Origin of the sequence: Mycolicibacterium neoaurum, from assembly GCF_036946495.1 — a bacterium.
Classification (GTDB): domain Bacteria; phylum Actinomycetota; class Actinomycetes; order Mycobacteriales; family Mycobacteriaceae; genus Mycobacterium; species Mycobacterium neoaurum_B.
Genome location: NZ_JAQIIX010000002.1, coordinates 1533534 through 1555211, shown reverse-complemented (window position 1 = coordinate 1555211; position 21678 = coordinate 1533534). Strand labels below are relative to the sequence as shown.

Here is a 21678-nt window from a genome sequence, read left to right as displayed (position 1 = left end):
TCTGATGCCCGCCGAGGGCGCGCCCCAGGACCGGGTGTGGATGGCCTTCCCCTCCGCCGGCTACTCCCTGGGTGACACCGCCGAGGAACAACACGAGGCGCGGGCGACGTGGGCGGGCGTCGCACACGCCATCGCGGAGTTCGAACCGGTCACCATGCTGGTCGACCCCGCCGAGATCGACGTCGCGAAACGCTATCTTTCACAAGACATCCAGACTGTCGAGGTTCCGCTGAACGACGCCTGGATGCGCGATATAGGGCCGACCTTCGTGCATGCCGGCGATGGTTCGGTCGCCGCGGTGGATTGGGTCTTCAATGGTTGGGGTGGCCAGGACTGGGCGCGCTGGGACCGCGACTGCAAGGTTGGTGCGGTGGTGGCCGAACTGGCCGGGGTACCGCTGATCTCGTCCCCCCTGGTGAACGAGGGAGGTGGCATCCATGTCGACGGACGCGGGACCGTCCTGGTCACCGAGACCGTACAACTGGACCCCGGCCGCAATCCTGATCTGACCGAGGCCGATGTCGAGAACGAACTGGCGCGCACCATCGGGGCCACCGACGTGGTCTGGCTGCCGATGGGCCTCACCAGGGACTCGCAACGGTTCGGCACGCGCGGTCATGTCGACATCGTCGCAACGTTCACCGAGCCCGGTCGCCTGTTACTGCACACCCAGTCTGCCGACAGTCACCCGGATACGCTGGTATGCAGGAATATTCGAGATGCACTCGGTGATCGCTTCGAGATCGTCGATATGCCCGCCCCGACGGTCCTCACCGATGATGAGGGATACGTCGACTACAGCTACATCAACCACCTCGTGGTCAACGGCGGCGTGATCGCCTGCGCGTTCGGCGATCCCCGCGACGGGGATGCCGCGGCCATTCTCGCCGAGCAGTACCCGGGCCGGCGGGTCGTATCGGTGGATGCCCGGCCGTTGTTCGCCCGCGGCGGGGGGATTCACTGCATCACCCAACAGCAACCCTCCCCACGCTGACCGCCCGAACGGCCCGGGGCGCCGCTGCTGTCCCAGGCCGTTGGGCTTGCGGGTCACACCAGGTTGGTGGTCACCGGGATATTGCCGCGGGTGGCCTTCGAGTAAGGGCATACCTCATGTGCGCCCTCGACGATCTTGCGTGCTGTCTCGGGGTCCACGCCGGGGATGCTGACGTTGAGACGCGCCTGAAGCGAGAACCCGCCGTCGCCGTTCACCAGGTCCACCTCTGCGTCGACAGCGGTCTCCGCGGGCAGCTTCACCTTGTGTTGGCCGGCAACCAGTCCCATCGCGCTCAGATAGCAGGCCGACCAACCGGCAGCGAATAGTTGCTCGGGATTGGTACCGGTACCCTCGGCGCCGGGTGCGGTCAGTTGGATGTCCAGATTGCCGTCAGAACTGTAGGACTCGCCCTGACGTCCGCCAGTGGTGTGGGTTGCGGCGGTGTAGACGACGGACATGGTCTTCTCCTTCGAGGGTTCGGCGGCCGGGGCTTTCGCTCCGACCGATCCGTGTAACCCGACGGCGATTTACTTCATTCCCGATTCAATCGCGCGCGCTAGAATAGGGGTATGAAGCCGCAGCTTCCACAGCTCTCAGAGTTCCTGTGTTTCGCCGTCTACTCGGCGAACCTCGCCTACGGAAAGGCGTACAAACCGATCCTCGACAAGCTCGGCATCACGTACACGCAGTACCTGGTGATCGTCGCCTTGTGGGAAGACGATCACCAGACCGTCAGCGGCCTCGGCGAGAAGCTTTTCCTGGAGTCCAACACCCTCACCCCGATACTGAAGCGACTCGAGGGTGCCGGTTATCTCCGGCGGGAGCGTTCGGCAGATGACGAGCGTCAGGTGCTGGTCAGTCTGACCGATGCGGGCCGCGCGCTGCGCGAGCGCGGCGTAGAAATGGATTTGATGGCCGCCACCGGTTTGGAGCCCGACGAAATGCGCGCCATCCAGAAGGGCATGGTGAAGTTGCGTGAGAATCTGCGATCGCACGTCCGTGAAAACTGACGCTCAGGCATAATCTCGGGCGTGACCGACGTACTGATTGCGGGCGCCGGCCCGATCGGACTGACCGCCGCCATCGAGTTGGCCCGGCGCGGCGTGGCTGTCCGGATCATCGATCCACTGCTCGAACCTCCTCAGTACGCCAAAGCTGTTGGTGTACAACCCCGGACCCTCGAAGTGTTCGAGCGGATGGGTATCGTGCGCCAGATCCTCGATGCGGCGGTGCATTTCCGCGGGCAGATCGCGTATGTCAACGGTGAACGGGTCGGTGATATCGAGCTGACGCTTCCCGACGATGTGCCGTTCCGCTTCATCGGGATACCCCAGTACAGCACGGAGCGGGTATTGCGCCGGGAGCTCACGGCGCGCGGCGTGCGCATCGAACGTGGCGTCCGGTTGACCGGCTTCGAACAGGACTCCGACGGTGTCACCGCCATGCTCGACAACGCGACACCCGTTCGGGCGCAATACCTTATCGGTGCCGACGGTGCGCACTCGATCGTCCGCAAGACCTTGGGCCTGAGCTTCGAGGGCGCCGCCTTCGAAGAGCAGTACATGCTGGCCGACGTCGAGGTGGACTGGACGCTGCCTCCCGGTTACGCCGTGCGATCCATGCACAACTCCGGGGGCAAGGTCGACGACCTTCTCGTGTGCATTCCGCTGCCAGGCCGGGGACGCTATCGGATGTCGATGCTGGTGCCACCTGAGCTGTCCACCCAGGGTGGTGTGCAGCACGGCTTCGGTGAAGGCACACCAGAGCTGCATCACATCCAAGCGGTGTTGGACCGGCTGTCGCCCGAGCCGACGACGGCTCGGAACATGCGCTGGTCCTCGGTTTTTCGGATCAGCCACCGAATCGTGGACGCCTACGGCAGCGGCCGCGTTTTCGTTGCCGGCGATGCTGCGCACATCCACCCGCCCACTGGTGCGCAGGGTATGAACACCGGAATCCAGGACGCCTACAACCTGGCGTGGAAGTTGGCGTTGGCCGTGACCCGCGATGCGGCCGACGGTCTTCTCGACAGCTATGACGTGGAGCGCCGACCCATCGGTGAGGAGGTGGTCGGACGCACCGTGCGCAGCGCCCGGGAGGGGATCGGTGCCGACTCCACCGACCCCGACTACGTGATCCGTCGGGAGGCGCAACTGCTGGTGAGCTACGCGGGCAGTCCCCTCGTGGCCCCGGGTGCCGGCGGCCGGGCACCGGATGCACGCGGGCTGACCCGAGCGGCCGAGACCGAGCCGATGCGACTGTTCACCCTGTTGGCAGGCACTCGCCATACCCTGCTGTTGTATGCCGACACAGCAACGGGTTTCGAGGAGCTGGAGACCGCCGCCGAGGCCGCCGAGCGTGCCGCACACGGCCTTCTCGACGTGTACGTCATCGCCCATCCCGACGCGGATGTCGAGTCGACCGCCCTGCCCTTGGTGCGCGACGGAATGGGCGAGTTTGCCGCAGCTTACGGTGCGGGTGGCCCCGCTGCCGTGGTGGTGCGTCCCGACGGACATCTGGGCTATACCGGCGCGGTGGATGCCGACGCGCTGGTGGGGTACCTGAAGCGGACGTTCGTCTAGGGTCCGCGTCCGTCGATCAGGATGTGACCGCCCACCAAAATGCGCGGGCCCAGTTGTTCTGTTGGGCAGCTGTTCGGCGTGGCGGGACCAGGGATGCGGCTTTCACCAGATCCCGCCAGGCGCGCGTTTCACTATGTAGTTGTCAAGGTGCACAGCAGCTTTCGCCCTGCGGCAGCGTAAAGGCGACACGTTGTTCGCAGTGTGACCGCCGATCACGACGGCGGTGAGAGAATCGTGATGGGTGGCTACATACCGGACCCACCCTTTCGTAAAGGGCCAGCACAATGCCATTCAGGCACGTCGGTTCGCACAGATCCTGTCGGAGCTGTAGAACCTCTCGGTGACTGGATCACCGACACGGGCTCACCGGATATCTCGTGGGAGCCACTTTCGCTTCGAACTTGTGTTCGACAGTACGCCGCGATCTTCAGGCGCGCAAGAAGAATCTGCAGGCTGTGGATGGAGGCGGCGAGCTCAGGGGATGAGCTGCACCTTCAGGTGGTCCTCCGACCGCGCCATCGCCGCCGCGTAACCGGCCGCGGCATCGTCCAACGGCAATGTGGTGGTGAAGATACCGTCGACGTCGAGCCGGCCGGCCTGTAACAGCGGGATCAATGCGGGCCAGGTCTGTTGGACGGGGGCGGTGGTCAGCCGGATCGTGAGGCTGCGGATCAGGCAGGCCAGTGCCGGCAGCGGATAGGGCTGCAGATCGTGCACACCCACGATCGACACCGTGCCACCGGTGCGCACACTCTCGATGGCATCGCTGATGGTGGTGTCGGTGCCGACGGCATCGATAACGGCGTCGACTCCCAGCCCGCCGGTGGCTTCCCGAATGGATTGCACGGCAGGAGGATCGATGGTCACCGCACCCCATGAGGCGGCTCGGTCGCGGCGAGCCTGCACCGGATCGACCGCATATACGGTGGCTGCGCCGAGGGTCAATGCACTGCGCAGTGCGCACATACCGACCGCGCCGAGGCCGATCACTGCCACGGTGCCGCCGACCGGGATATCGGCGCGCAGTGCTGCCGCCCATCCGGTGGCCAGGTTGTCGGTCAGCAGCAAGGCCTGCTCGGTACTGATGCCCTCCGGCATCTTGAGTAGCTGGAAGTCGGCCGCGGGTACCGCGAGCAAGTCGGACTGTGCGCCGCCGAGCGCACCGGATCCGAAGATCTGGGGCCCGAGTACACAGCGGATGGGGTCGCGGGTTGCGCAGCCCGGACACTGGCCGCAGCCCGCTACCGAGGAGACCAATACCCGATCGCCCACGGCGAAACCAGCTACCTCCGAACCGGTTTCGACAACGGTACCGATTGCCTCGTGGCCGAGTGCGACGGGTCCGACCAGCGGGTAGTGGCCCTCCAGGAAGTGCAGATCTGATCCGCAGATCGCCGCTGCGTCGACGGCGATGATGGCACCATCCGCGCCGGGCAGGGACGGGTCGGGACGGCTCTGGACGCTGACGGTGCCTTCGGCGTCGACGACAACAGAACGCATGCTCATTCCTCTCGGAAGTCCGACCAGATGGGTTCGCGCACGGCAGCGTGATAGGTGCTCAGCCGCCAGGGGCTGACGGTGTGGATCTCACCGTCGTCGTTCTTGAAGTACGAGTGGGTGATCGATGGGTGAGCCCAGACGGTTTTGCGGATCTCATCCTGGGACCGCCGGTGCCATTCGGTGGTCGGCTCGGGTAGTGGTTCGATGGACCGCAGGTTGGCGGTGACCAGGTGCTCCAGGCAGTGGTTGATATAGCGCATTTGCAACTCGGAGTTCAGGATCAGGCTGCCGCCGTGCGCCAGGTGGGCGCCCGGTCCGTAGGTCATGAAAAAGTTGGGGAAGCCCGGCACGGTGATACTGCGGTAGGCATACGGCCTGGTGCCCCACACCTCGTGCAGGTCGAGACCGTCGCGGCCGGTGACGGTGATCGGGAACAAGACGTCGGTGGCACGGAATCCGGTGGCGTACACGATGATGTCGGCATCATGGGTGGCGCCGTCGGTGGTGACCACTCCAGTCTCGGTGATGCGCTCTATCGGGGTCCTGATTAGCTCGACATGGTCGCGTTTGAGTGTGCTCAACCAACTGCCGTTGTCCTGCAGGGTGCGTTTACCGGTGGCAGGGTAGTCGGGTAACACCTTGGCCAGCAGGTCGGGATCATCTCCGACCTGGTTGGTGATCCAATCGGTGAACATGATGCGCGCGATGGCGTTGATCTCGCTGACGGCATTGCTCTGGTCTTGGTAGTCGGGGTCGACCAGCGCGGCGTCCAAACCCTTGTCCGCGCCTGGCCACAGCAGCAGGAAGCGATACCAGCGGCCGTAGAACGGTAGGTGCTCCATTGCCCACCGCACGCCATCGGCCACGGGCTCGTGGTACATGGGATTGGGAAACATCCACTGGGCGGTACGTTGAAAGACGTTGAGGCGTGCCACCTTGTCGGCGATTGCGGGTGCGATCTGGAATCCACTTGCCCCGGCACCGATCAGGGCGACGCGCTTTCCGGTGATATCGACGCCGTGATCCCAGGCAGCGGAATGGAACGACGGGCCGGTGAACGTTTCGGCACCAGGGAGGTCCGGGAACTTGGGGCGGTTGAGTTGTCCGACGGCGGTGATGACGGCGTTGGCGCTGAAGGTCGCGCCGTCGCCGGTGGTGATGTTCCATCGGTCACCATCCCAGTCGAGTTGCCGTACCTCGGTGTCGAAACGGATGTGTTTGCCGAGTTCGTGGCGATCCACCACATCGGCGAAGTACTGCCGCAGTTCCGGCTGTTCGGCGAAGAAGTGGTCCCAGTGATTGCTGGGCTCGAAGCTGTAACAGTAGAAGTGGTTGGCGACGTCGACACGTGCTCCGGGATAGCTGTTCTCCCACCAGGTTCCGCCGGGTCCGCTGTTCTTCTCCAGGATGGTGAAGCCGATGCCGGCCTGCTTGAGCCGAACGCCGGCCAAGATGCCGGACTCACCGCAGCCGATGACGATGACGTGGAAGTCGCCGGTGCTCGCTAGTACACGCGGTCGCCGTGGGTCGATTCCGTCGAGGTCGAGCTCCTCGAGTACCAGCGGCAGGTTGTCCTCGCCGACGTGTTCACAGGCTGCCCAATCGAGCATCTCTCGGATCAGTTCCGGCGGAAGAGGTTCCGGTACCGGGCAACCGGCGTCGCGGTACGCAGTCAAGATGGGAAGGGCCTCGGCGCGTGCGCGGGCCTTGTCCTCCTCGGACATGAAACCTTGCACCTCGTTGAGAAAGAGGCCGGCCTGTTTGAAGTCGCGGATGAATCGCGGGTCGCCGGTGATGTGAACCAGTGACAGCAGCAGCGTCGGAATGCTGACCTGCTCCAATGCCGCGGCGATATCGGCGTCGGGGGTATCGAACGGTCTGCCGGCGTGGAAGCTACGCGTCACAAGTGGTTACGCTACGGCGGGTTGCGGAATGAGGCAAGGGTGTGAGGCAGGGGTGCTGGCTATGGGCCTGGCCCGCCCAGCGGGCAATCCACGATGGCCCGTTCGACGACCTCCCGTAGCGTTCCGGCGGTAGGGACATCCAGCCAGTACTGGACCGCGGTATGGATGGCGGCGATGACGGTCGCGGCGGCCAGCCGTGGAGTTAGGTCGACGTGCGGGTCGGTGCCCGTCCGGTCACCGATCTCGGCGGCCAGGACCCGTTCGACCTCGATATCGGACTTGCGTTCCTCGGCGAACAACGACGGCTCGGATCGGATGAGGCGAGAGCGGGCCATCCAGGCGCGGTCAGGCTCATCTTCGAACAGCGCGGCCGCGGCGGCGCGCAGTGCTTCGGGAAGTGGCTCGTCGGCGGGGCGCGCACGCAATGCCGCGCGGAAGACATCGGCGCGGATCGCGGCGACGCCTACGATCGCCGCCTCTTTGCTGGGGAAGTAATTGTTGAACGTCCGCGGTGAGACTCCGGCTGCGGACGCGATCTGTTCGATGCGAACCCCTGCGACGCCGTGCTCGATCGCGAGGTCTAGCGCCACCGTGCTGAGGCGGGCGCGCATCTCTCGCTTCTTGCGCTCGCGCAGGCCATCTCCTGCTGCAGGGGAGGGCGGATCAGCACTCACAGCTTGTGTCCCCTCGTCACTTGATCGGTCGAGAATAGTAGTCGGGAAGGTTGTTCGTGCTGTGCGGGGATCGTCGCCCAAGCATGCGGGGGATCGGACTGGACAGTATGATGTTTCGGGCAGCGATGCCGAATCGGGTCCGGGGAACCGTGATGTAGGTGAACAGGTGGTTCTGCTTGGCTGCCACCAGCGGACGCTGGGCGGATTCGTACCGGCCGAAAGCGTCCGGCGGTGAATCGGTGCGGCTCAGTTCGCCCGCGAGACGATAGGCTCCGGTGAGCGCCAGCAGTGCGCCGGCCCCCGATGCCGGTGATGCGCAATAGGCGGCATCGCCGACCAGCGCGATACGCCCGGTTGACCACGACGGCATCGAAATCTGGTCCAGTGCATCGAAGTAGAAGTCGTCGGCGGCGTCCGCCGCATCGAGAAGTGCGGGAACGTGCCATCCCGATTCGGCGAAGGCATCGCGGACCAGGTGGCGCTGAGCGGTGATGTCGCGGTAGTCATAGCTCAACGGGGTCGGGCTGTGGAAGGTGAAGGTCAGCAATCCGTGTCCGGATTCATCGCAGTAGATCGCCACCGACCTGCCGGGCTCGTTATAGAACGTCGTCCAAAATGGCTCGCCCACAGCGGAATCGACAGTCATCACGGCGTAGTAATGCTGCTTGAAAACGCGATAGTGGTCCTCGGGACCGAACGCTGCCCGCCGAATCTTCGAATGGATGCCGTCGGCGCCGATCACCGCGTCGAATCGCCGTCCAGGTGTGCGGGCGAAGGTGACGTCGACCCCGGCGCCGTCCTGGTTCAGCTCGGTGACTGTGTCACCGAAGATGTATTCGACGTCGGATTCGGTTGCGGCGTAGAGCAGGTGCGCGAGATCACCGCGGGTGATCTCGATATCTTCGGAACCCACCATGTTCTCGACCTCGGAGGTCGGGAAGCGCACGCGTTGCCGGCCGGATCGATCGAGGAACCGCATTCCGTGGTTCACCATGGCGCGATCCCTGACGTCCTCGGTGAGGCCCATGCGATCGATGACGGTCAGCGCCTCGGATCGAATATCGACCCCGTTACCGCCACATCGGAGCTCGGGTGATTGCTCGATGATGGTGACCTCGAAACCGGCACGAATCAGCCAGAAAGCGGTCGCGGGACCGGCAATGCTGGCGCCGGCGATCAAGATGCGCGGTGTCGTCATGCCGCCATCCTGCACGAAAAGTGCGTGGCCCGCAAAATTGCGTGATACGCAACCTGTGCGGTCAGGTGAGGGCCTCCACCAGGACGAGGACGCCGACGACGGCGATCGCCGCCCCGGATCCCAGCCGAAGGCGGCGTTGCGCGCGTGGATTGGTGATGCGTGTGAAGACGCGTGCCGCTGCGACGGCCAGCGCGGTGAGGTAGAGGAAGGCCACCGCCGCGTCGATGACCCCCAGTGCCAGGATCGAGCCGACCGTCAGGTCGGGCGCGTACTGCGGAGCCAGCAGCAGAAAGAACAGTCCAACCTTGGGATTGAGCAGACATGAAACAAGTCCCTTGGTGAAGCCGGCCATTTCGGCGCGCATCTGGGGGACGGAGGCGTCGACCAGCTCGGCGGTGTCGAACACCTCGCGAATGCCGAGATAGATCAGGTAGGCCCCGCCGACGAAGTGCAGGACATCGACCAGTCCGGGGTGGGCGGCCAGCAAGCGCGCCAATCCCACCGCGACGGCGCAGGCCCACAGCAGCGAGCCCATCGCCGAGCCCGCGGCGACGAAGATGCCCTCCCTCGGCCGGTTCAGGGCGAGCCGGAGCACCAGTAGCGAATCGGGGCCGGGTGAAATGGACAACAGCAGGCACAGGCCCGCGAAACTCAGTGCGGTTTCGATGGTCACGGGCTAGCTACCCGGTGTCACACCCGGCGATCCTGTGCAGGTGCGAACGACTCGTCGGATCGCCGCGGGATCGCACTCGGTGTGCTTGCGGGCGACGTCGACGATGCCACTCATGGTTGCCTCTCCATCGGAGTTCTCAGTGGCCACAAGGGGTATCACGCCGCGGCGCGGCGGCGCACCTGGTTTTCCGGCTCGCCGTCACGGGTGCGACCATCCACCTCCTCGGCGACGTGTCCGCTTGACAGTTTGTCTGGCACCAGACAATATTGTCTGGTGCCAGACAATGAGGAACGGGGTCACCGCGACACGATCGGTGCCTGGACCAAACGCTGCTACCTGGCCGCCCGCGAGGCCATGGAAGATTCGCTACGGCCATTCGGTCTCGGGGCGACGCAGTGGTACGTGCTGTATTTCCTGGTCGAAGACGGCCCTGTCAGACAACGCGAGCTCCAGGGCCGCCTTCAGGTCGAGCGGGCCACGTTGAGCTCGGTGGTGGGCGCGCTGGTGCGCAAAGAGCTGATCGAGCAGGTGCCCGCCGACGATGACATGCGCCAGAAGCTCTTGCGGATCACCCCGGCAGGACGCGCGCTGTGGCGAGATCTACCAGATCTGGGGCAGATTCACGCGATGGCTTTCGACGGAATCGACCCCGATGACCTGAAAATCGCCGTCCGGGTGCTCAGAACGGCCACCGCTCGTCTCGAGCGATACCGGAAGGAAGGACACACATGAAGGTCGTGGTGACCGGTGCGACCGGACTGGTGGGATCTCGCTTGGTCAGCAGGCTGCTCGAGCAGGGCCTGGACTGTCATGCGGTGGTGCGCCGGCCCGGGTCCGCTCCCGCCGGTGCCAACGAGGTGATCGGCGACCTGTTCGACGGTGACACGCTCGCCCAGGCACTTGAGCAAGCGGATGCCGTCATCCACCTGGCCGCCATGTTCCGTTCGGTCGATGAGGACCTGATCTGGCGGACGAACCTCGACGGCACCCGCAATCTCGTCGAGGCCACGGCCAGAGTCGCACCCGAGGCCAGGTTCATCATGGCCAGCACGAGCCACGTGTACGGCCCCGGTGGCGGCAGGCCGGGCCGTGAAGATGATCCGGTCGCCGCCACCGCTGCCTATCCCGCCAGCAAGATCGCAGCCGAAAAGTTGCTATGCACAGCGGGTTTGACCTGGTCGATCCAGCGTTACGGGTTCGTCTACGGCGACGGCGACGGACACCTCGATGCGCTGCCCCCGCTGGTGGCCGGTCGCTGCATGCACCCGGCCGCACGGATGAGCATGATCCATCACCGTGACATCGCCACCGTGACCGGGCTGGCCCTGACCGGAGCCCTCGACGGCCAGATCGTCAACGTCGGCGACGAGGCCGCCATGTCCCTCTACGAACTTGTCCACCTTGCCGGCGGCTCCATGGATCCGTCGGCCGAACCGCTGCCGAACCCGTGGCATCTGGTGATGGATGGATCGCTGGCGCGGCGTCTCGGCTTCCGGCCGGCGGTGCGCACCGTTCACCAGGCCGTCGCGGACGGACTGCTGTGACCCGATCCGGCCAGACGCCGCGATGACGGGTCAGTCCCGGATCTCGCTGTCCTCGTACACGATTCGTCCGATCAGCTCGTAGCGTCGGGGATCGCGCAGCTTGAAATAGGTGGCCAGCGCCGCACCCAACACGAACAGACCCACGACGATCCAGGGGGTCAACGTGAACAGCAGGGTGCCCGAGGCGGTACCTGCGGCGGTGTCCTTGTGCTGCCATAGCAGGTACACCACATAGAGCATGCCGACGCCGCCGAGACCGGGAGCGACCAATGTCTTGAACCAGTGCTTGGACACCGGATGGTTCTTGCGGATGTGAAAGTAACTGATCACCGAGAACGCACACAGCGATTGGACGATCAAGATGGCCATCGTCCCGAGAATCGCCAACAGCGTGTACATGTGCACGTAGGGGTCCAGGCCGGCAAAAAGGAAGGACAGGATGATCACCAGGGTGATGCCGCTCTGCACGAAGGATGCGATGTGCGGTGACCCGTGAGTGGGGTGTGTCGCGCCGATGGTCTTCTGCAGACGAGTTGACAGGCCCTCGCGTCCCAGCGCGTACAGATACCGCGAGGCGCAGTTGTGGAAGGCCATACCGCAGGCAAACGAACCCGACACCAGAAGCACGTTGAAGACCATGATCGCCCATTCGCCGTACGTACTGCGGACGGGCGCGAAGAAGATCTCCGAGGCGGTGTCGGCGTCCTGGGCCAGTTCGATTGCTCGATCGGGACCGGTGCCTGCGATCGCCATCCACGACACGAAGACGTAGAACGCGCCAACACCGAGAACACTGATCATGGTGGCACGCGGGATGATTCGCTTGGGGTCGCGCGATTCCTCTCCGTACATGGCGGTCGATTCGAATCCGACCCATGACCAGAAGGCGAAGAACAGGCCGAGTCCCGCACTTGCGCCGGCGATTCCGGCGGCAGGGCTGAACGCACCGAGGGGATTGAGGGTCTCGGCCACCGCGAAGCCCTGCGGACCACCCCCGCGGAAAAGCACCGCGACAGCGCCCAGCGCCAGCATGACGATCTCGGTGACCAGGAAGACGCCGAGCACCTTCGCAGTCAGGTTCACATCGAAGTAGGTCAAGATCGCGTTCGCCGCGAGCATGAGCAATGCCGGGATGATCCAGTGCACGTGCACGCCGAGCTGTGATGACAGCATGTTCTGCGCGAAGAAGGAGAAGATGCCGATCAACGACGCCTCGAACACCACGTAGGCCATCGTGATGAGCCCTCCGCTGGCCATTCCGACCACCCGGCCCAGGCCGTGGGATATGTAGCCATAGAAAGCCCCGGTGGTGGTGATGTGCTTGGCCATCGTTGCGTAGCCGATGGCGAACAGACCCAGGACGACGGTGGCGACAATGTAGCCGGCCGGGGCGTGTGAACCATTTCCGGATCCGACTGCGATGGGCACGTTACCCACCATGGCGGTGATCGGCGCTGCGGTGGCGACGGCCATGAAGATCACGCCCACCGTGCCCACGGCATTGCGCTTGAGTCGCTGGACCTCTTGAACTGGCTTTTCTCCAGCGGGTCGAGAGTTTACGGACATCGATAGCGCACCTTCCACGCTGAGGGTTGGGAGTCGGTGTGGCACAGGCCACATGCGAACCAGTCGATATTGGCACTACCAATTGAGCTTGGCAATACCCAAAAACAGACCATTGACTTAATTGGTCTACTCCTTTTATGGTGGGCGGCGTCACAGCTTCCCCGTGGCAGTAGAGGAGTCGCATGTACGACTACGGCACGTTCGCGTTCGAATCCAAGGAACAGGTCCTGGAGCAGGCGACCGCCTTCTGGAACCCCGACAAGACGCAGTTCTGGACGGATTCCGGAGTCGATCTGGTGATCGACCGCCGCGAGGGCTACTTCCTGTGGGACATGGGCGGTCGACGTCTGATCGATATGCACCTCAACGGTGGCACCTACAATCTGGGACATCGGAATCCTGAAGTGATGCAGGCTGTTTCGGACGGCATGACGCATTTCGATGTGGGAAACCACCACTTCCCCTCGGTCGCGAGGACCGCTCTCGCTCAGCGTCTGGTGCAAACGGCGCCGGCGTCGATCAAGAAGGTGGCCTTCGGGTCTGGTGGTGGTGAAGCGATCGATATCGCGCTCAAGAGCGCACGCCATGGCACCCAACGACGCAAGATCGTCTCGGTCATCAAGGCCTATCACGGCCATACCGGCCTGGCCGTGGCCACCGGTGACGACCGCTTCACCAAGTTGTTCCTCGCCGACCGGCCCGACGAGTTCCTACAGGTGCCCTTCGGCGACATCGACGCTATCGAACGCGCCCTCGCCCCAGGTGACGTGGCGGCGGTGATCATGGAGACGATCCCCGCGACATACGGATTCCCGCTTCCGCCAGTGGGTTACCTCGAAGCGGTGAAGGCCGCCACCGAAAGACACGGAACTCTGTACATCGCCGACGAGGTCCAGACCGGGTTGATGCGCACCGGCGAACTGTGGGCGATCACCAAGCACGGTATCGAACCAGACATCATCGTGACCGGAAAAGGATTGTCCGGCGGAATGTATCCGATCACTGCGGCGCTGCTCGGGGAGCGGGCGGCGCAATGGCTGGATCAGGATGGCTTCGGGCACATTTCGACGTTTGGTGGCGCCGAACTGGGCTGTGTCGCCGCGATCAAGACCTTGGAGATCTGCACCCGGCCCGAGGTGCGGTCGATGGTCCACTACATCTCGGATCTGTTCGATCACGGCCTGCGACGCATCCAGGCCGACCATCCCGACTGGCTGACCGGTATCCGCCAGAACGGTGTCGTCATCGGCCTTGAGTTCGACCATCCCGAAGGGGCCAAGTACGTCATGCGCGAACTCTATGAGAACGGGGTGTGGGCGATCTTCTCGACGCTGGATCCCCGTGTGCTCCAGTTCAAACCGGGTCTCCTGCTGTCCCGTGAACTGTGTGAAGACGTCCTGGACCGCCTCGATGTCGCGGTGGGCCGGGCCAAGACAGCCGCCACCGGAAGAAGGGCATCATGAACACCGCACAGGCCGGCCACATGCTCGAACGTGCCCGCTGGGCAGCCGCGGCCTACGCCGGATACGACACGGCCACGGTGTCGACGATCGTCAACGCGGTCGCCGAGGCAGGATACCGGGAGGCCGAACGACTCGCCGCCGATGCTGTGAAGGAAACCGGGATGGGGGTGGTGGCCGACAAGGTGATCAAGAACCGCGCCTGCTCCCGGGGCATCGTCGATCACTATCGCGGCCAGGACTTCGTGTCACCGCGAGTCGACCACAACCGCAAGATCGTCGAACTGCCACGGCCGGCGGGTGTAGTGCTGGCACTGACACCGACGACCAATCCGGTTGCCACCGTGTACTTCAAGACCATCCTGGCGTTGATGACACGCAACGCTGTCGTCATAGCGCCGCACCCGCGGGCCAAACAGTGCTCGGCGGACGCGGCCAGGATGTTGGCCGCCGCGGCGGAGGCGGCCGGCGCGCCCGACGGAATCATCCAGGTTGTCGACGAGCCGACCATCCCGTTGGCCGAGGCCTTGATGGCCGACGAACGTACCGATGTCATCGTGGCCACCGGTGGTTCGGCGGTGGTCCGGGCCGCATACTCCTCCGGTAATCCTGCGCTCGGTGTCGGACCGGGTAACGTCCCGGTGCTCGTCGACGCGAGCGCCGATATCACCGCGGCCGCGCGACGGATCGTCGACAGCAAGGCTTTCGACAACTCGGTGCTGTGTACCAATGAGTCCGTCCTCATCGCCGAGGCGGGTATCGCGGACAAGCTCCAGGCGGCGTTGACCAGGGCCGGTGCCTACGTCCTCGACGAGGATGGTGCACGTCGGTTGCGCGCCTTCATGTTCCCGGGCGGGCACCTCAATACCGATGTGGTCGGGCGAGACGCCGCATGGATCGCCGGTCAGGCCGGATTGCGGGTCACTCCGAAGACCCGAGTGCTGGTGGCGCCGTTCGGCCAGGTCATCTCCGAGGAGGTGTTGGCTCACGAGAAGTTGTCCCCCGTCCTCGGAATGACCACCGCCGCCGATACGGCTCGCGGCATCCGGGCGGCGCGTGCAGTTGTACGGATCGCCGGTGCCGGCCATTCGGCAGCCATCCACAGCGAGAACCCCGAGGTGATAACCGACTTCGCCACGCAGGTGCCGGTTTTGCGGGTATCGGTCAACGTGGGGAACTCGACCGGGAGCTCGGGTCTGGAAACCAACCTGGCGCCGTCGATGACCATCGGCACAGGCTTTGTGGGTCGCAGCTCGATCGGGGAGAACCTACAACCGGATAATCTCGTGAACTGGACCAGGATCGCCTACAACTCCGACTCGGCCGTCCAGATGGCCGAGTTCGGCGGTATCCAACCGTGGCGTGCGCCCACCGGCAGTGTTCCGGCCTACCCGCGAGCCTCCAACGATCGCGGCGACGGCGCACCGCCGGTGCCGACCAGGCGCGCGCCGCAGCCCCGTTCGACCGATCCGAATCTCGATGTCCTGCGCGCTGAGCTGCGCGCGCTGGTCGTCGAGGAACTCGCTCAACTGATCAAGAGGTGACCTTGTGGCCGAACTGCGTTCTTTCATCTTCATCGATCGTCTCCAACCGCAGACGATGTCCTATCTCGGTACCTGGATCAAGGGTGCGCTGCCCCGGGCGAACCAGGCCGCCCAGATCATCGAGGTGGCTCCCGGCCTCGACATCGAGGGTGTCACCGATGTGGCACTCAAACACGCCGAGGTCAAGGCCGGAATCCTGGTGGTGGAGCGCCAGTTCGGCTACCTGGAGTTCCACGGTGAGACCGGCGCGGTCAAGGCTGCGGCCGACGCCGCGCTGGATTCCCTCGGCGGTGACGGTGGCGCGGCGGTGCGTCCGACGATCCTGGCGTCTCGCATCATCTCCAGCATCGATCACCAGCACGCGTTCTTGATCAATCGCAACAAGATCGGCTCCATGGTGCTGGCAGGGGAGTCGCTGTTCGTCCTGGAGGTACAACCCGCCTCGTACGCGATCCTGGCCACCAACGAGGCAGAGAAGGCCGCGGATATCAAGGTCGTCGACTTCCGGATGATCGGCGCGACCGGCCGGGTGTATCTCGCGGGCGCCGAAGCCGATGTCCGCCAGGCCGCCGACGCGGCCCGTCAGGCACTGGCGCAGTCATGAGCGTCGACCGTGACGAGTTACGTGCGCTGGTCCGGGAGGTGGTACGCGACGCTGTCGCAAGCCTGAAGACCCCGGAACCGGGCCCGTCTGCACCGGTGACCACCGCGCCACCGGCCTCGGTGGCCGAGCAGCTGGGAGTGGAACCCACCGGGCCGCGTGCGTCCGAGGGAAGGACCCGCACCGAGACGGTTCGGCTGTCCGACGATGCGGAACTCGACGGCTTCGTACGAAAACTGCTGCGGCTGTTCGAGAATCCGAAGAACCGTGCGGATCTCAAGACCGGCCGGTTGCGGTTCCGGCTCGCCGCGAAAGCAACGGGCACGGGATCGGGTGGCCCGGTTCACCGGGTGGACAGCGGGGCGGTCACCGAACGCTATCTGGCAGATCTGGCAGGCGGGACGTTGATACTCGGCCGGCGTGCGGTGCTGACACCGCTGGCAAGGGAGAAGGCACGCAGCCTCGGCATCACCATCACCAAGGAGCGGACATGATCGCAGCAACTGTCACCGGCAACGTGTGGTCGACACGGCACGTGGCGGGGATTCCGCCGGGAGCCTTCCTGGAGGTGCAGATCGACGGCACAGAGTCCCGGTTGGTCGCATTCGATGTTCTCGGCACCGGTGTCGGCGAGCGTGTGCTCATCGCGCAGGGGTCGGTGGCCTCGGGTTGGTTCACCGGCGCACCGCCACCGGTCGATGCGCTCATCATCGGTTCCATAGACGCAACACCCAACCAATAAGGAGAAACCATGTCCAGCAATGCAATCGGTCTCATCGAAACCAAGGGATATGTCGCCGCATTGGCAGCCGCCGACGCGATGGTCAAAGCGGCCAACGTCACCATCACCGACCGCAAGGAGGTAGGCGACGGGTTGGTGGCGGTCATCGTGACCGGTGAGGTGGGAGCCGTGAAGGCCGCCACCGAGGCCGGCGCCGAGACCGCCTCGCAGGTCGGTGAACTGGTCAGCGTGCATGTCATCCCGCGTCCGCACAATGAGCTGGGCGCCCACTTCGCGGTGTCCAGCAAGTAGCCATGTCGGGCTCCATCCACACCCAGATACGGGTCTACCTCCTGGTCGAGGATCTGCAACGGCAGTTCGCGGCATATCTCGGGACTCCGACCCGCGCGCGGGGCTATCCACCGTACGCGGGTGAGCACGCCCTGATCGTGGAGGTGTCGCCTGCCCTGGCGATCGAGCGGGTTATCGACCTGGCGCTGCGCGAGGTGCCGGGCATATCGCCGGGAATCCTCTATGTGGAGCGGCAATTCGGCGTACTGGAGATCCACTCGGCCGATCTCGACGAGGTACGTCGGGCCGGTGCGGCGATCCTTGCGGGTACCGAGAACAAGGCCGAGGATCAGCTGCGGCCCCGGGTGCTGTATCACGACATCATCGCCGATATCACCGATCAGCACGCTGTCATCCTGAACCGTAATCGGCAGGCGTCGATGATCCTGCCCGGTGAGTCATTACTGGTCTACGAGATGACGCCGGCGTTGTTCGCCGCGGTCGCGGCCAATGAGGCGGAGCGAGCCGCTCCGGGGTTGACCATCGTCGATGTTCAGATGATCGGTGCGGCAGGGCGGTTGTACATCGGTGGCAGCGCCGAAGACGTCACCGTGGCCAGGGACCGGATCACCGACGTGTTGGCAGGTATCGAAGGCCGGGAGCACTGATGATGGCGAAGGTGCAAGGGAGGCGATACTCGTGGCAGCAGTGATCACCGACGATGTCGATCTCGCCAGACGGGCACTCGGCCATTACGAGGTCTCAGCCGATGCCGACCTGCGACTGCTGAACCTCTCGGAGAACGCCACGTATCTGGTGAGCGATAAGGGCGAACAGTCCATCCTGCGGGTACACCGGCAGAACTACCACCGTGCCCACGAGATCGAATCGGAGCTCGACTGGCTCGCCGCGTTGAGCTCAGACAGCGATGTGACCGTTCCGCGCGTCCTGCCTGCCGTCGACGGGCGGCGGGTGGTCACGGTCGACGCGGCCGGCGTCGACCGGCACGTCGTCCGATTCGAGATGGTCGCCGGTGCCGAACCCGATGAAACGGCGCTGACCAATCACGATTTCCAGTCGTTGGGCCGGATCACCGCCGCGTTGCACGATCATGCGCAACGGTGGCGCCGGCCGACCGGCTTCCAGCGCTTCTCCTGGGACTGGGAACACAGTCTGGGTGAGCGTGGTCGTTGGGGGCGTTGGCAGGACGTGGCAGGTATGGGAGAGCGCGAACTGCAGCTGCTGGGGCGGGCGCAGACGCTGCTCAAGGACAGGCTGCATGCCTACGGTACCGACCCGAATCGTTTCGGACTGGTGCACGCCGACCTGCGGCTGGCGAATCTGTTGGTCGACCCGGGTTCCGACCGGATCACGGTCATCGACTTTGACGACTGCGGGTTCGGCTGGTATCTATACGATTTCGGTACCGCGGTGTCCTTCATCGAGGACGACCCGGCATTGCCCGAGTGGCAGGAATCCTGGGTGGCGGGGTACCGGAGCCGCCGTGAACTGACCGCCGCAGACGAGGACATGCTGGCCTCGTTCGTGTTCTTGAGGCGGCTGCTGCTCGTCGCGTGGATGGGCTCGCACAGCCATTCCAGGGAATCGGCGACCAAGGCCATCAGCTACGTCGAAGGTAGTTGCGGATTGGCCGAACGTTATCTGTCATCCAACGGACACAGTCTCTGACATACAGTGAGGACAACGATGTTTCATTCACTAGCCGGTCGCACCGCGATCGTGACCGGTGGCAGCAGAGGAATCGGCCGCGGGATCGCCGAGGTATTCGCCAACGTCGGTGTCAACGTCATCATCACCGGGCGTAACCAGGAGGATCTCGACCGCACGGTGGCGGCAGCCGACGGTGCGTCCGGAGCGGTCAGCGCGGTCAGCGCCGACGTCGCGGACCCGGAGCAGGCGCAACGAGTGGTCGATGCCGCCATCGAACGCCACGGCGGTCTGGATATCGTGTGTGCGAATGCCGGCATCTTTCCTTCCGGCCGACTCGAAGAACTCACCCCGGACGATATCGACCAGGTGCTCGCGGTCAACTTCAAGGGGACGGTGTTCATGGTGCAGGCCGCGCTGGCCGCACTCACCGCCAGCGGACATGGCCGGGTCATCGTCACCTCGTCCATCACCGGTCCTGTCACGGGTTACCCGGGATGGTCGCACTACGGCGCCAGCAAGGCTGCCCAGCTGGGCTTCTTGCGCACTGCCGCAATCGAACTCGCACCCCGCAAGATCACCATCAATGCGGTGCTGCCCGGGAATGTCAGCACCGAGGGGCTGGCGGACATGGGCGGAGATTACATCGACCAGATGACCTCGGCGGTGCCGATCGGTCGGTTGGGCTCGGTTGCCGATATCGGGAATGCCGCACTGTTCTTCGCCACCGATGAGGCGGCGTTCGTCACCGGGCAGTCGTTGGTTGTCGACGGCGGCCAGATCCTGCCGGAGTCGCACATGGCCATCTCGGAAATGACCCTGCCTGTGTCCGGTTAGAATTGGATGTACCAATCACGCGGATGCAGGGGGAGCGGTGGCGAGTCACAGCGAGCAGTTGCGCCGCCGCATCGTCGCGGACGTGAATGCCGGGAATCCCGGAGCCAAGCTGGGCAGCGAGCGTGAACTGGCTGAGCGGTACGGCACCAGCCGGACCAGCCTGCGGCAGGTGTTGGCCGCACTGGAGGAGGCCGGGCTGGTGCACCGGGTCATCGGGCGTGCCGGTGGGATATTCATCAGCCACGGCCAGGTCCAGCGCAACCTGTCCGACGTGGTGGGGGTCCCAGCCTTCCTTGCCAGCCAGGGCTATTCCGCCGGTTCGCGGGTACTGTCCACCAAGATCGGCGTAGCCGACCAGACGACGCGGCATGCGCTCCAGATAGGTGTCGGCGATTACGTCGTCGATATCACCAGGGTGCGGCTGGCGGACGGTTCGCCGATCTCGCTGGAGCATGCCCAGTTGCCGGCGGACAGATTCCCGGGCCTGCTCGAACAGCAGCTCGGCGGTTCGTTGTACGAACTCCTGGAGTCGCATTACGGCCTGGTCAACGGCCAAGCGATGGAGCGTATCGAGGCCGTCAACGCCACCGACGAGGAGGCGAGCCTGCTGGGCATCGAACCGCAGAGCGCACTGTTGCTCATCACTCGAGTGACACACGATCAGTACGGCACCCCGTACGAGTTCTCGCGAGATCTGTTCAGGGGTGATCGCACCGCCCTGGCGGTGACTGCGCAGGGGCGGGGCCTGACGGGGGCAAAGACCGGGCCGGCCACCATCACACTACAAAGCCAGACAGGCTGATCGTCTCAAATCCGATACGTGTTGCAGGGCAACGGTCCTGATCGCAGGACTGATCACTTCAGGGAGATGGGACAGCGTCGTCGTCTTCGATTCGGCGGCTGCGCACCAGCTTCAACAGTATTCGGCGTAGCTCGGGCCCGTCGTCGCCGATGGCGGAAACCAACCCCGGATCCCTCTTCTCCCGCTGCACCAGCGTGGCGTACACCCTTCGCCCCGCCGCGGTGCTGGTGACCGTTTTACGCCGCTCGTCTCGCGGATCGACCTGCCGACTGACATAGCCGAGCCGCTCCAGCCGTTCGACGGTGCGACTGGCCGTCTGGTCGGTGACCCGGCAAGCGTGTGCGATCTCGCGCTGGGTCGCCGGTCCGGTCGCCACCACGTGAAGCACCACCAGCCCTGCATTGGACAGGTCGTATTCGCGCAGCACGTGTTCCCAGGACTGTTCGACCAGCCGAGCCGCCATCGACAACAGCCGACCGGTCGGCCAGCCGTCCAGGTCGTCCATCGGAGCTTCCTTCGTCAGGCACTTGCTATTGTTCAGCACGCTGAACAATATGGTGGGTATCCGAGCCATTGTGTCAGCACCACAACGGCGCCGAACAGCGAGCAGAAAAGGATGCAGATGACTTCAGATACCTCCACCGAGGGTCGGTCCCGACATATCCCGGCTCTGATCGTCTCGCTGATTTCCGTGGCGCTTGTCGCGGCGCTGGGAGGACTCGCATCGGCCGATGCGGCAAGCGATTATGGAAATCTCGCACAACCGGATTGGGCCCCGCCGCCGAATCTCTTCGGCCCGGTCTGGACGGTCCTGTACCTGCTGATGGGAGTCGCGGCCTGGCTGGTCTGGCGGGAGGCTCCACGGTGGGCCAACCCGGCCATGATCAGCTATGCCGTCCAGCTCGTTCTGAACCTGCTGTGGTCGCCGCTGTTCTTCGGCCTTGGGTGGCGCGGGGTGGCACTTGTCGACATCCTGCTTCTCGATATCGCCGTGGCAGCCACCATCGCCTTGTTCTGGAAGGTCAACCGCGTTGCCGCGGTGATGCTGATCCCGTACCTGGCGTGGGTGCTGTTCGCGACGGCGCTGAACTATTCGATCTGGTCGCTGAACGGCTGAGG

At 64.6% G+C, this 21678-nt stretch carries 24 protein-coding genes; 16 read left to right on the top strand and 8 right to left on the bottom strand.

Features of this window, described 5'->3' with window-relative positions; all coding sequences use genetic code 11:
* Positions 1–4: 4 nt before the first annotated feature.
* The gene (locus PGN27_RS12910) at positions 5–994 is read left to right on the top strand and encodes an agmatine deiminase family protein (protein WP_335328724.1); all 990 of its coding nucleotides are present in this window, start codon (positions 5–7) and stop codon (positions 992–994) included.
* A 53-nt stretch (positions 995–1047) separates the two neighbouring features.
* On the opposite strand, the gene PGN27_RS12905 is transcribed toward PGN27_RS12910, so the two are convergent.
* Positions 1048–1452, bottom strand: coding sequence for an organic hydroperoxide resistance protein (locus PGN27_RS12905; RefSeq protein ID WP_335326471.1), 405 nt, complete (start codon positions 1450–1452; stop codon positions 1048–1050).
* A gap of 111 nt (positions 1453–1563) precedes the next feature.
* Between PGN27_RS12905 and PGN27_RS12900 the strand changes: the two genes are divergently transcribed.
* Positions 1564–2004, top strand: a complete 441-nt coding sequence (locus tag PGN27_RS12900; protein ID WP_335326470.1) for a MarR family winged helix-turn-helix transcriptional regulator — start codon at positions 1564–1566, stop codon at positions 2002–2004.
* A 21-nt stretch (positions 2005–2025) separates the two neighbouring features.
* Entirely contained in the window at positions 2026–3576 is a 1551-nt protein-coding gene (locus tag PGN27_RS12895) for an FAD-dependent monooxygenase (RefSeq protein ID WP_335326469.1), read from the top strand.
* 474 nt (positions 3577–4050) lie between these two features.
* Here PGN27_RS12895 and PGN27_RS12890 read toward each other — a convergent pair whose 3' ends face one another.
* From PGN27_RS12890 to PGN27_RS12870, 5 genes are all read right to left on the bottom strand, one after another.
* On the bottom strand, positions 4051–5076 hold the full coding sequence (locus PGN27_RS12890) for an alcohol dehydrogenase catalytic domain-containing protein (RefSeq protein ID WP_335326468.1): 1026 nt from the start codon (positions 5074–5076) through the stop codon (positions 4051–4053).
* Positions 5077–5078: 2 nt separating this feature from the next.
* Positions 5079–6980 carry a flavin-containing monooxygenase gene (locus PGN27_RS12885; RefSeq protein ID WP_335326467.1) on the bottom strand — a complete coding sequence of 634 codons (1902 nt, stop codon included), beginning with the start codon at positions 6978–6980 and terminating at the stop codon, positions 5079–5081.
* 59 nt (positions 6981–7039) lie between these two features.
* Positions 7040–7654, bottom strand: a complete 615-nt coding sequence (locus tag PGN27_RS12880; RefSeq protein WP_335326466.1) for an acyl-CoA-like ligand-binding transcription factor — start codon at positions 7652–7654, stop codon at positions 7040–7042.
* Between the two features lie 16 nt (positions 7655–7670).
* Positions 7671–8852: an FAD-dependent monooxygenase gene (locus tag PGN27_RS12875; RefSeq protein WP_335326465.1), complete on the bottom strand. Its 1182-nt coding sequence runs from the start codon at positions 8850–8852 to the stop codon at positions 7671–7673.
* Between the two features lie 61 nt (positions 8853–8913).
* The gene (locus PGN27_RS12870; protein WP_335326464.1) at positions 8914–9525 is read right to left on the bottom strand and encodes a LysE family translocator; all 612 of its coding nucleotides are present in this window, start codon (positions 9523–9525) and stop codon (positions 8914–8916) included.
* A gap of 273 nt (positions 9526–9798) precedes the next feature.
* Here PGN27_RS12870 and PGN27_RS12865 point away from each other — a divergent pair, with 273 nt between their 5' ends.
* Together PGN27_RS12865 and PGN27_RS12860 are read left to right on the top strand one after the other, a co-directional pair.
* Entirely contained in the window at positions 9799–10257 is a 459-nt protein-coding gene (locus PGN27_RS12865; protein ID WP_335326463.1) for a MarR family winged helix-turn-helix transcriptional regulator, read from the top strand.
* Positions 10254–11069: an NAD-dependent epimerase/dehydratase family protein gene (locus PGN27_RS12860; protein WP_335326462.1), complete on the top strand. Its 816-nt coding sequence runs from the start codon at positions 10254–10256 to the stop codon at positions 11067–11069. The genes PGN27_RS12865 and PGN27_RS12860 overlap by 4 nt, the downstream gene beginning before the upstream one ends.
* 30 nt (positions 11070–11099) lie before the next feature.
* Here PGN27_RS12860 and PGN27_RS12855 read toward each other — a convergent pair whose 3' ends face one another.
* Positions 11100–12635: an APC family permease gene (locus PGN27_RS12855; RefSeq protein WP_030136882.1), complete on the bottom strand. Its 1536-nt coding sequence runs from the start codon at positions 12633–12635 to the stop codon at positions 11100–11102.
* 182 nt (positions 12636–12817) lie between these two features.
* Between PGN27_RS12855 and PGN27_RS12850 the strand changes: the two genes are divergently transcribed.
* From PGN27_RS12850 to PGN27_RS12805, 10 genes are read left to right on the top strand one after another with little or no spacing between them, the layout of a single operon-like run.
* A complete protein-coding gene (locus PGN27_RS12850; RefSeq protein WP_335326461.1) occupies positions 12818–14098 on the top strand; it encodes a class-III pyridoxal-phosphate-dependent aminotransferase in 1281 nt (426 codons plus the stop codon).
* The gene (locus PGN27_RS12845) at positions 14095–15639 is read left to right on the top strand and encodes an aldehyde dehydrogenase family protein (RefSeq protein WP_213448669.1); all 1545 of its coding nucleotides are present in this window, start codon (positions 14095–14097) and stop codon (positions 15637–15639) included. The genes PGN27_RS12850 and PGN27_RS12845 overlap by 4 nt, the downstream gene beginning before the upstream one ends.
* Positions 15640–15643: 4 nt before the next feature.
* Positions 15644–16243, top strand: a complete 600-nt coding sequence (locus PGN27_RS12840; RefSeq protein ID WP_036463436.1) for a BMC domain-containing protein — start codon at positions 15644–15646, stop codon at positions 16241–16243.
* Positions 16240–16734, top strand: a complete 495-nt coding sequence (locus PGN27_RS12835; protein ID WP_213448670.1) for a hypothetical protein — start codon at positions 16240–16242, stop codon at positions 16732–16734. Before PGN27_RS12840 ends, PGN27_RS12835 begins: the two co-directional genes overlap by 4 nt.
* Positions 16731–16982 (top strand): EutN/CcmL family microcompartment protein, encoded by a 252-nt coding sequence (locus PGN27_RS12830; protein WP_030136887.1) that lies wholly within the window; start codon positions 16731–16733, stop codon positions 16980–16982. The genes PGN27_RS12835 and PGN27_RS12830 overlap by 4 nt, the downstream gene beginning before the upstream one ends.
* A gap of 9 nt (positions 16983–16991) precedes the next feature.
* Positions 16992–17273 carry a BMC domain-containing protein gene (locus PGN27_RS12825; protein WP_019511670.1) on the top strand — a complete coding sequence of 94 codons (282 nt, stop codon included), beginning with the start codon at positions 16992–16994 and terminating at the stop codon, positions 17271–17273.
* Positions 17274–17275: 2 nt separating this feature from the next.
* Entirely contained in the window at positions 17276–17920 is a 645-nt protein-coding gene (locus PGN27_RS12820) for a microcompartment protein (RefSeq protein ID WP_335326458.1), read from the top strand.
* Between the two features lie 31 nt (positions 17921–17951).
* Positions 17952–18941: a phosphotransferase enzyme family protein gene (locus PGN27_RS12815; RefSeq protein WP_335326457.1), complete on the top strand. Its 990-nt coding sequence runs from the start codon at positions 17952–17954 to the stop codon at positions 18939–18941.
* Between the two features lie 18 nt (positions 18942–18959).
* On the top strand, positions 18960–19757 hold the full coding sequence (gene fabG, locus PGN27_RS12810; RefSeq protein ID WP_335326456.1) for a 3-oxoacyl-ACP reductase FabG: 798 nt from the start codon (positions 18960–18962) through the stop codon (positions 19755–19757).
* Between the two features lie 37 nt (positions 19758–19794).
* Positions 19795–20559 carry a GntR family transcriptional regulator gene (locus PGN27_RS12805; RefSeq protein ID WP_335326455.1) on the top strand — a complete coding sequence of 255 codons (765 nt, stop codon included), beginning with the start codon at positions 19795–19797 and terminating at the stop codon, positions 20557–20559.
* Positions 20560–20617: 58 nt separating this feature from the next.
* Here PGN27_RS12805 and PGN27_RS12800 read toward each other — a convergent pair whose 3' ends face one another.
* A complete protein-coding gene (locus PGN27_RS12800; RefSeq protein WP_335326454.1) occupies positions 20618–21064 on the bottom strand; it encodes a MarR family winged helix-turn-helix transcriptional regulator in 447 nt (148 codons plus the stop codon).
* Between the two features lie 117 nt (positions 21065–21181).
* Between PGN27_RS12800 and PGN27_RS12795 the strand changes: the two genes are divergently transcribed.
* Positions 21182–21676 (top strand): TspO/MBR family protein, encoded by a 495-nt coding sequence (locus tag PGN27_RS12795; protein ID WP_335326453.1) that lies wholly within the window; start codon positions 21182–21184, stop codon positions 21674–21676.
* The last annotated feature ends 2 nt before the right edge of the window (positions 21677–21678 follow it).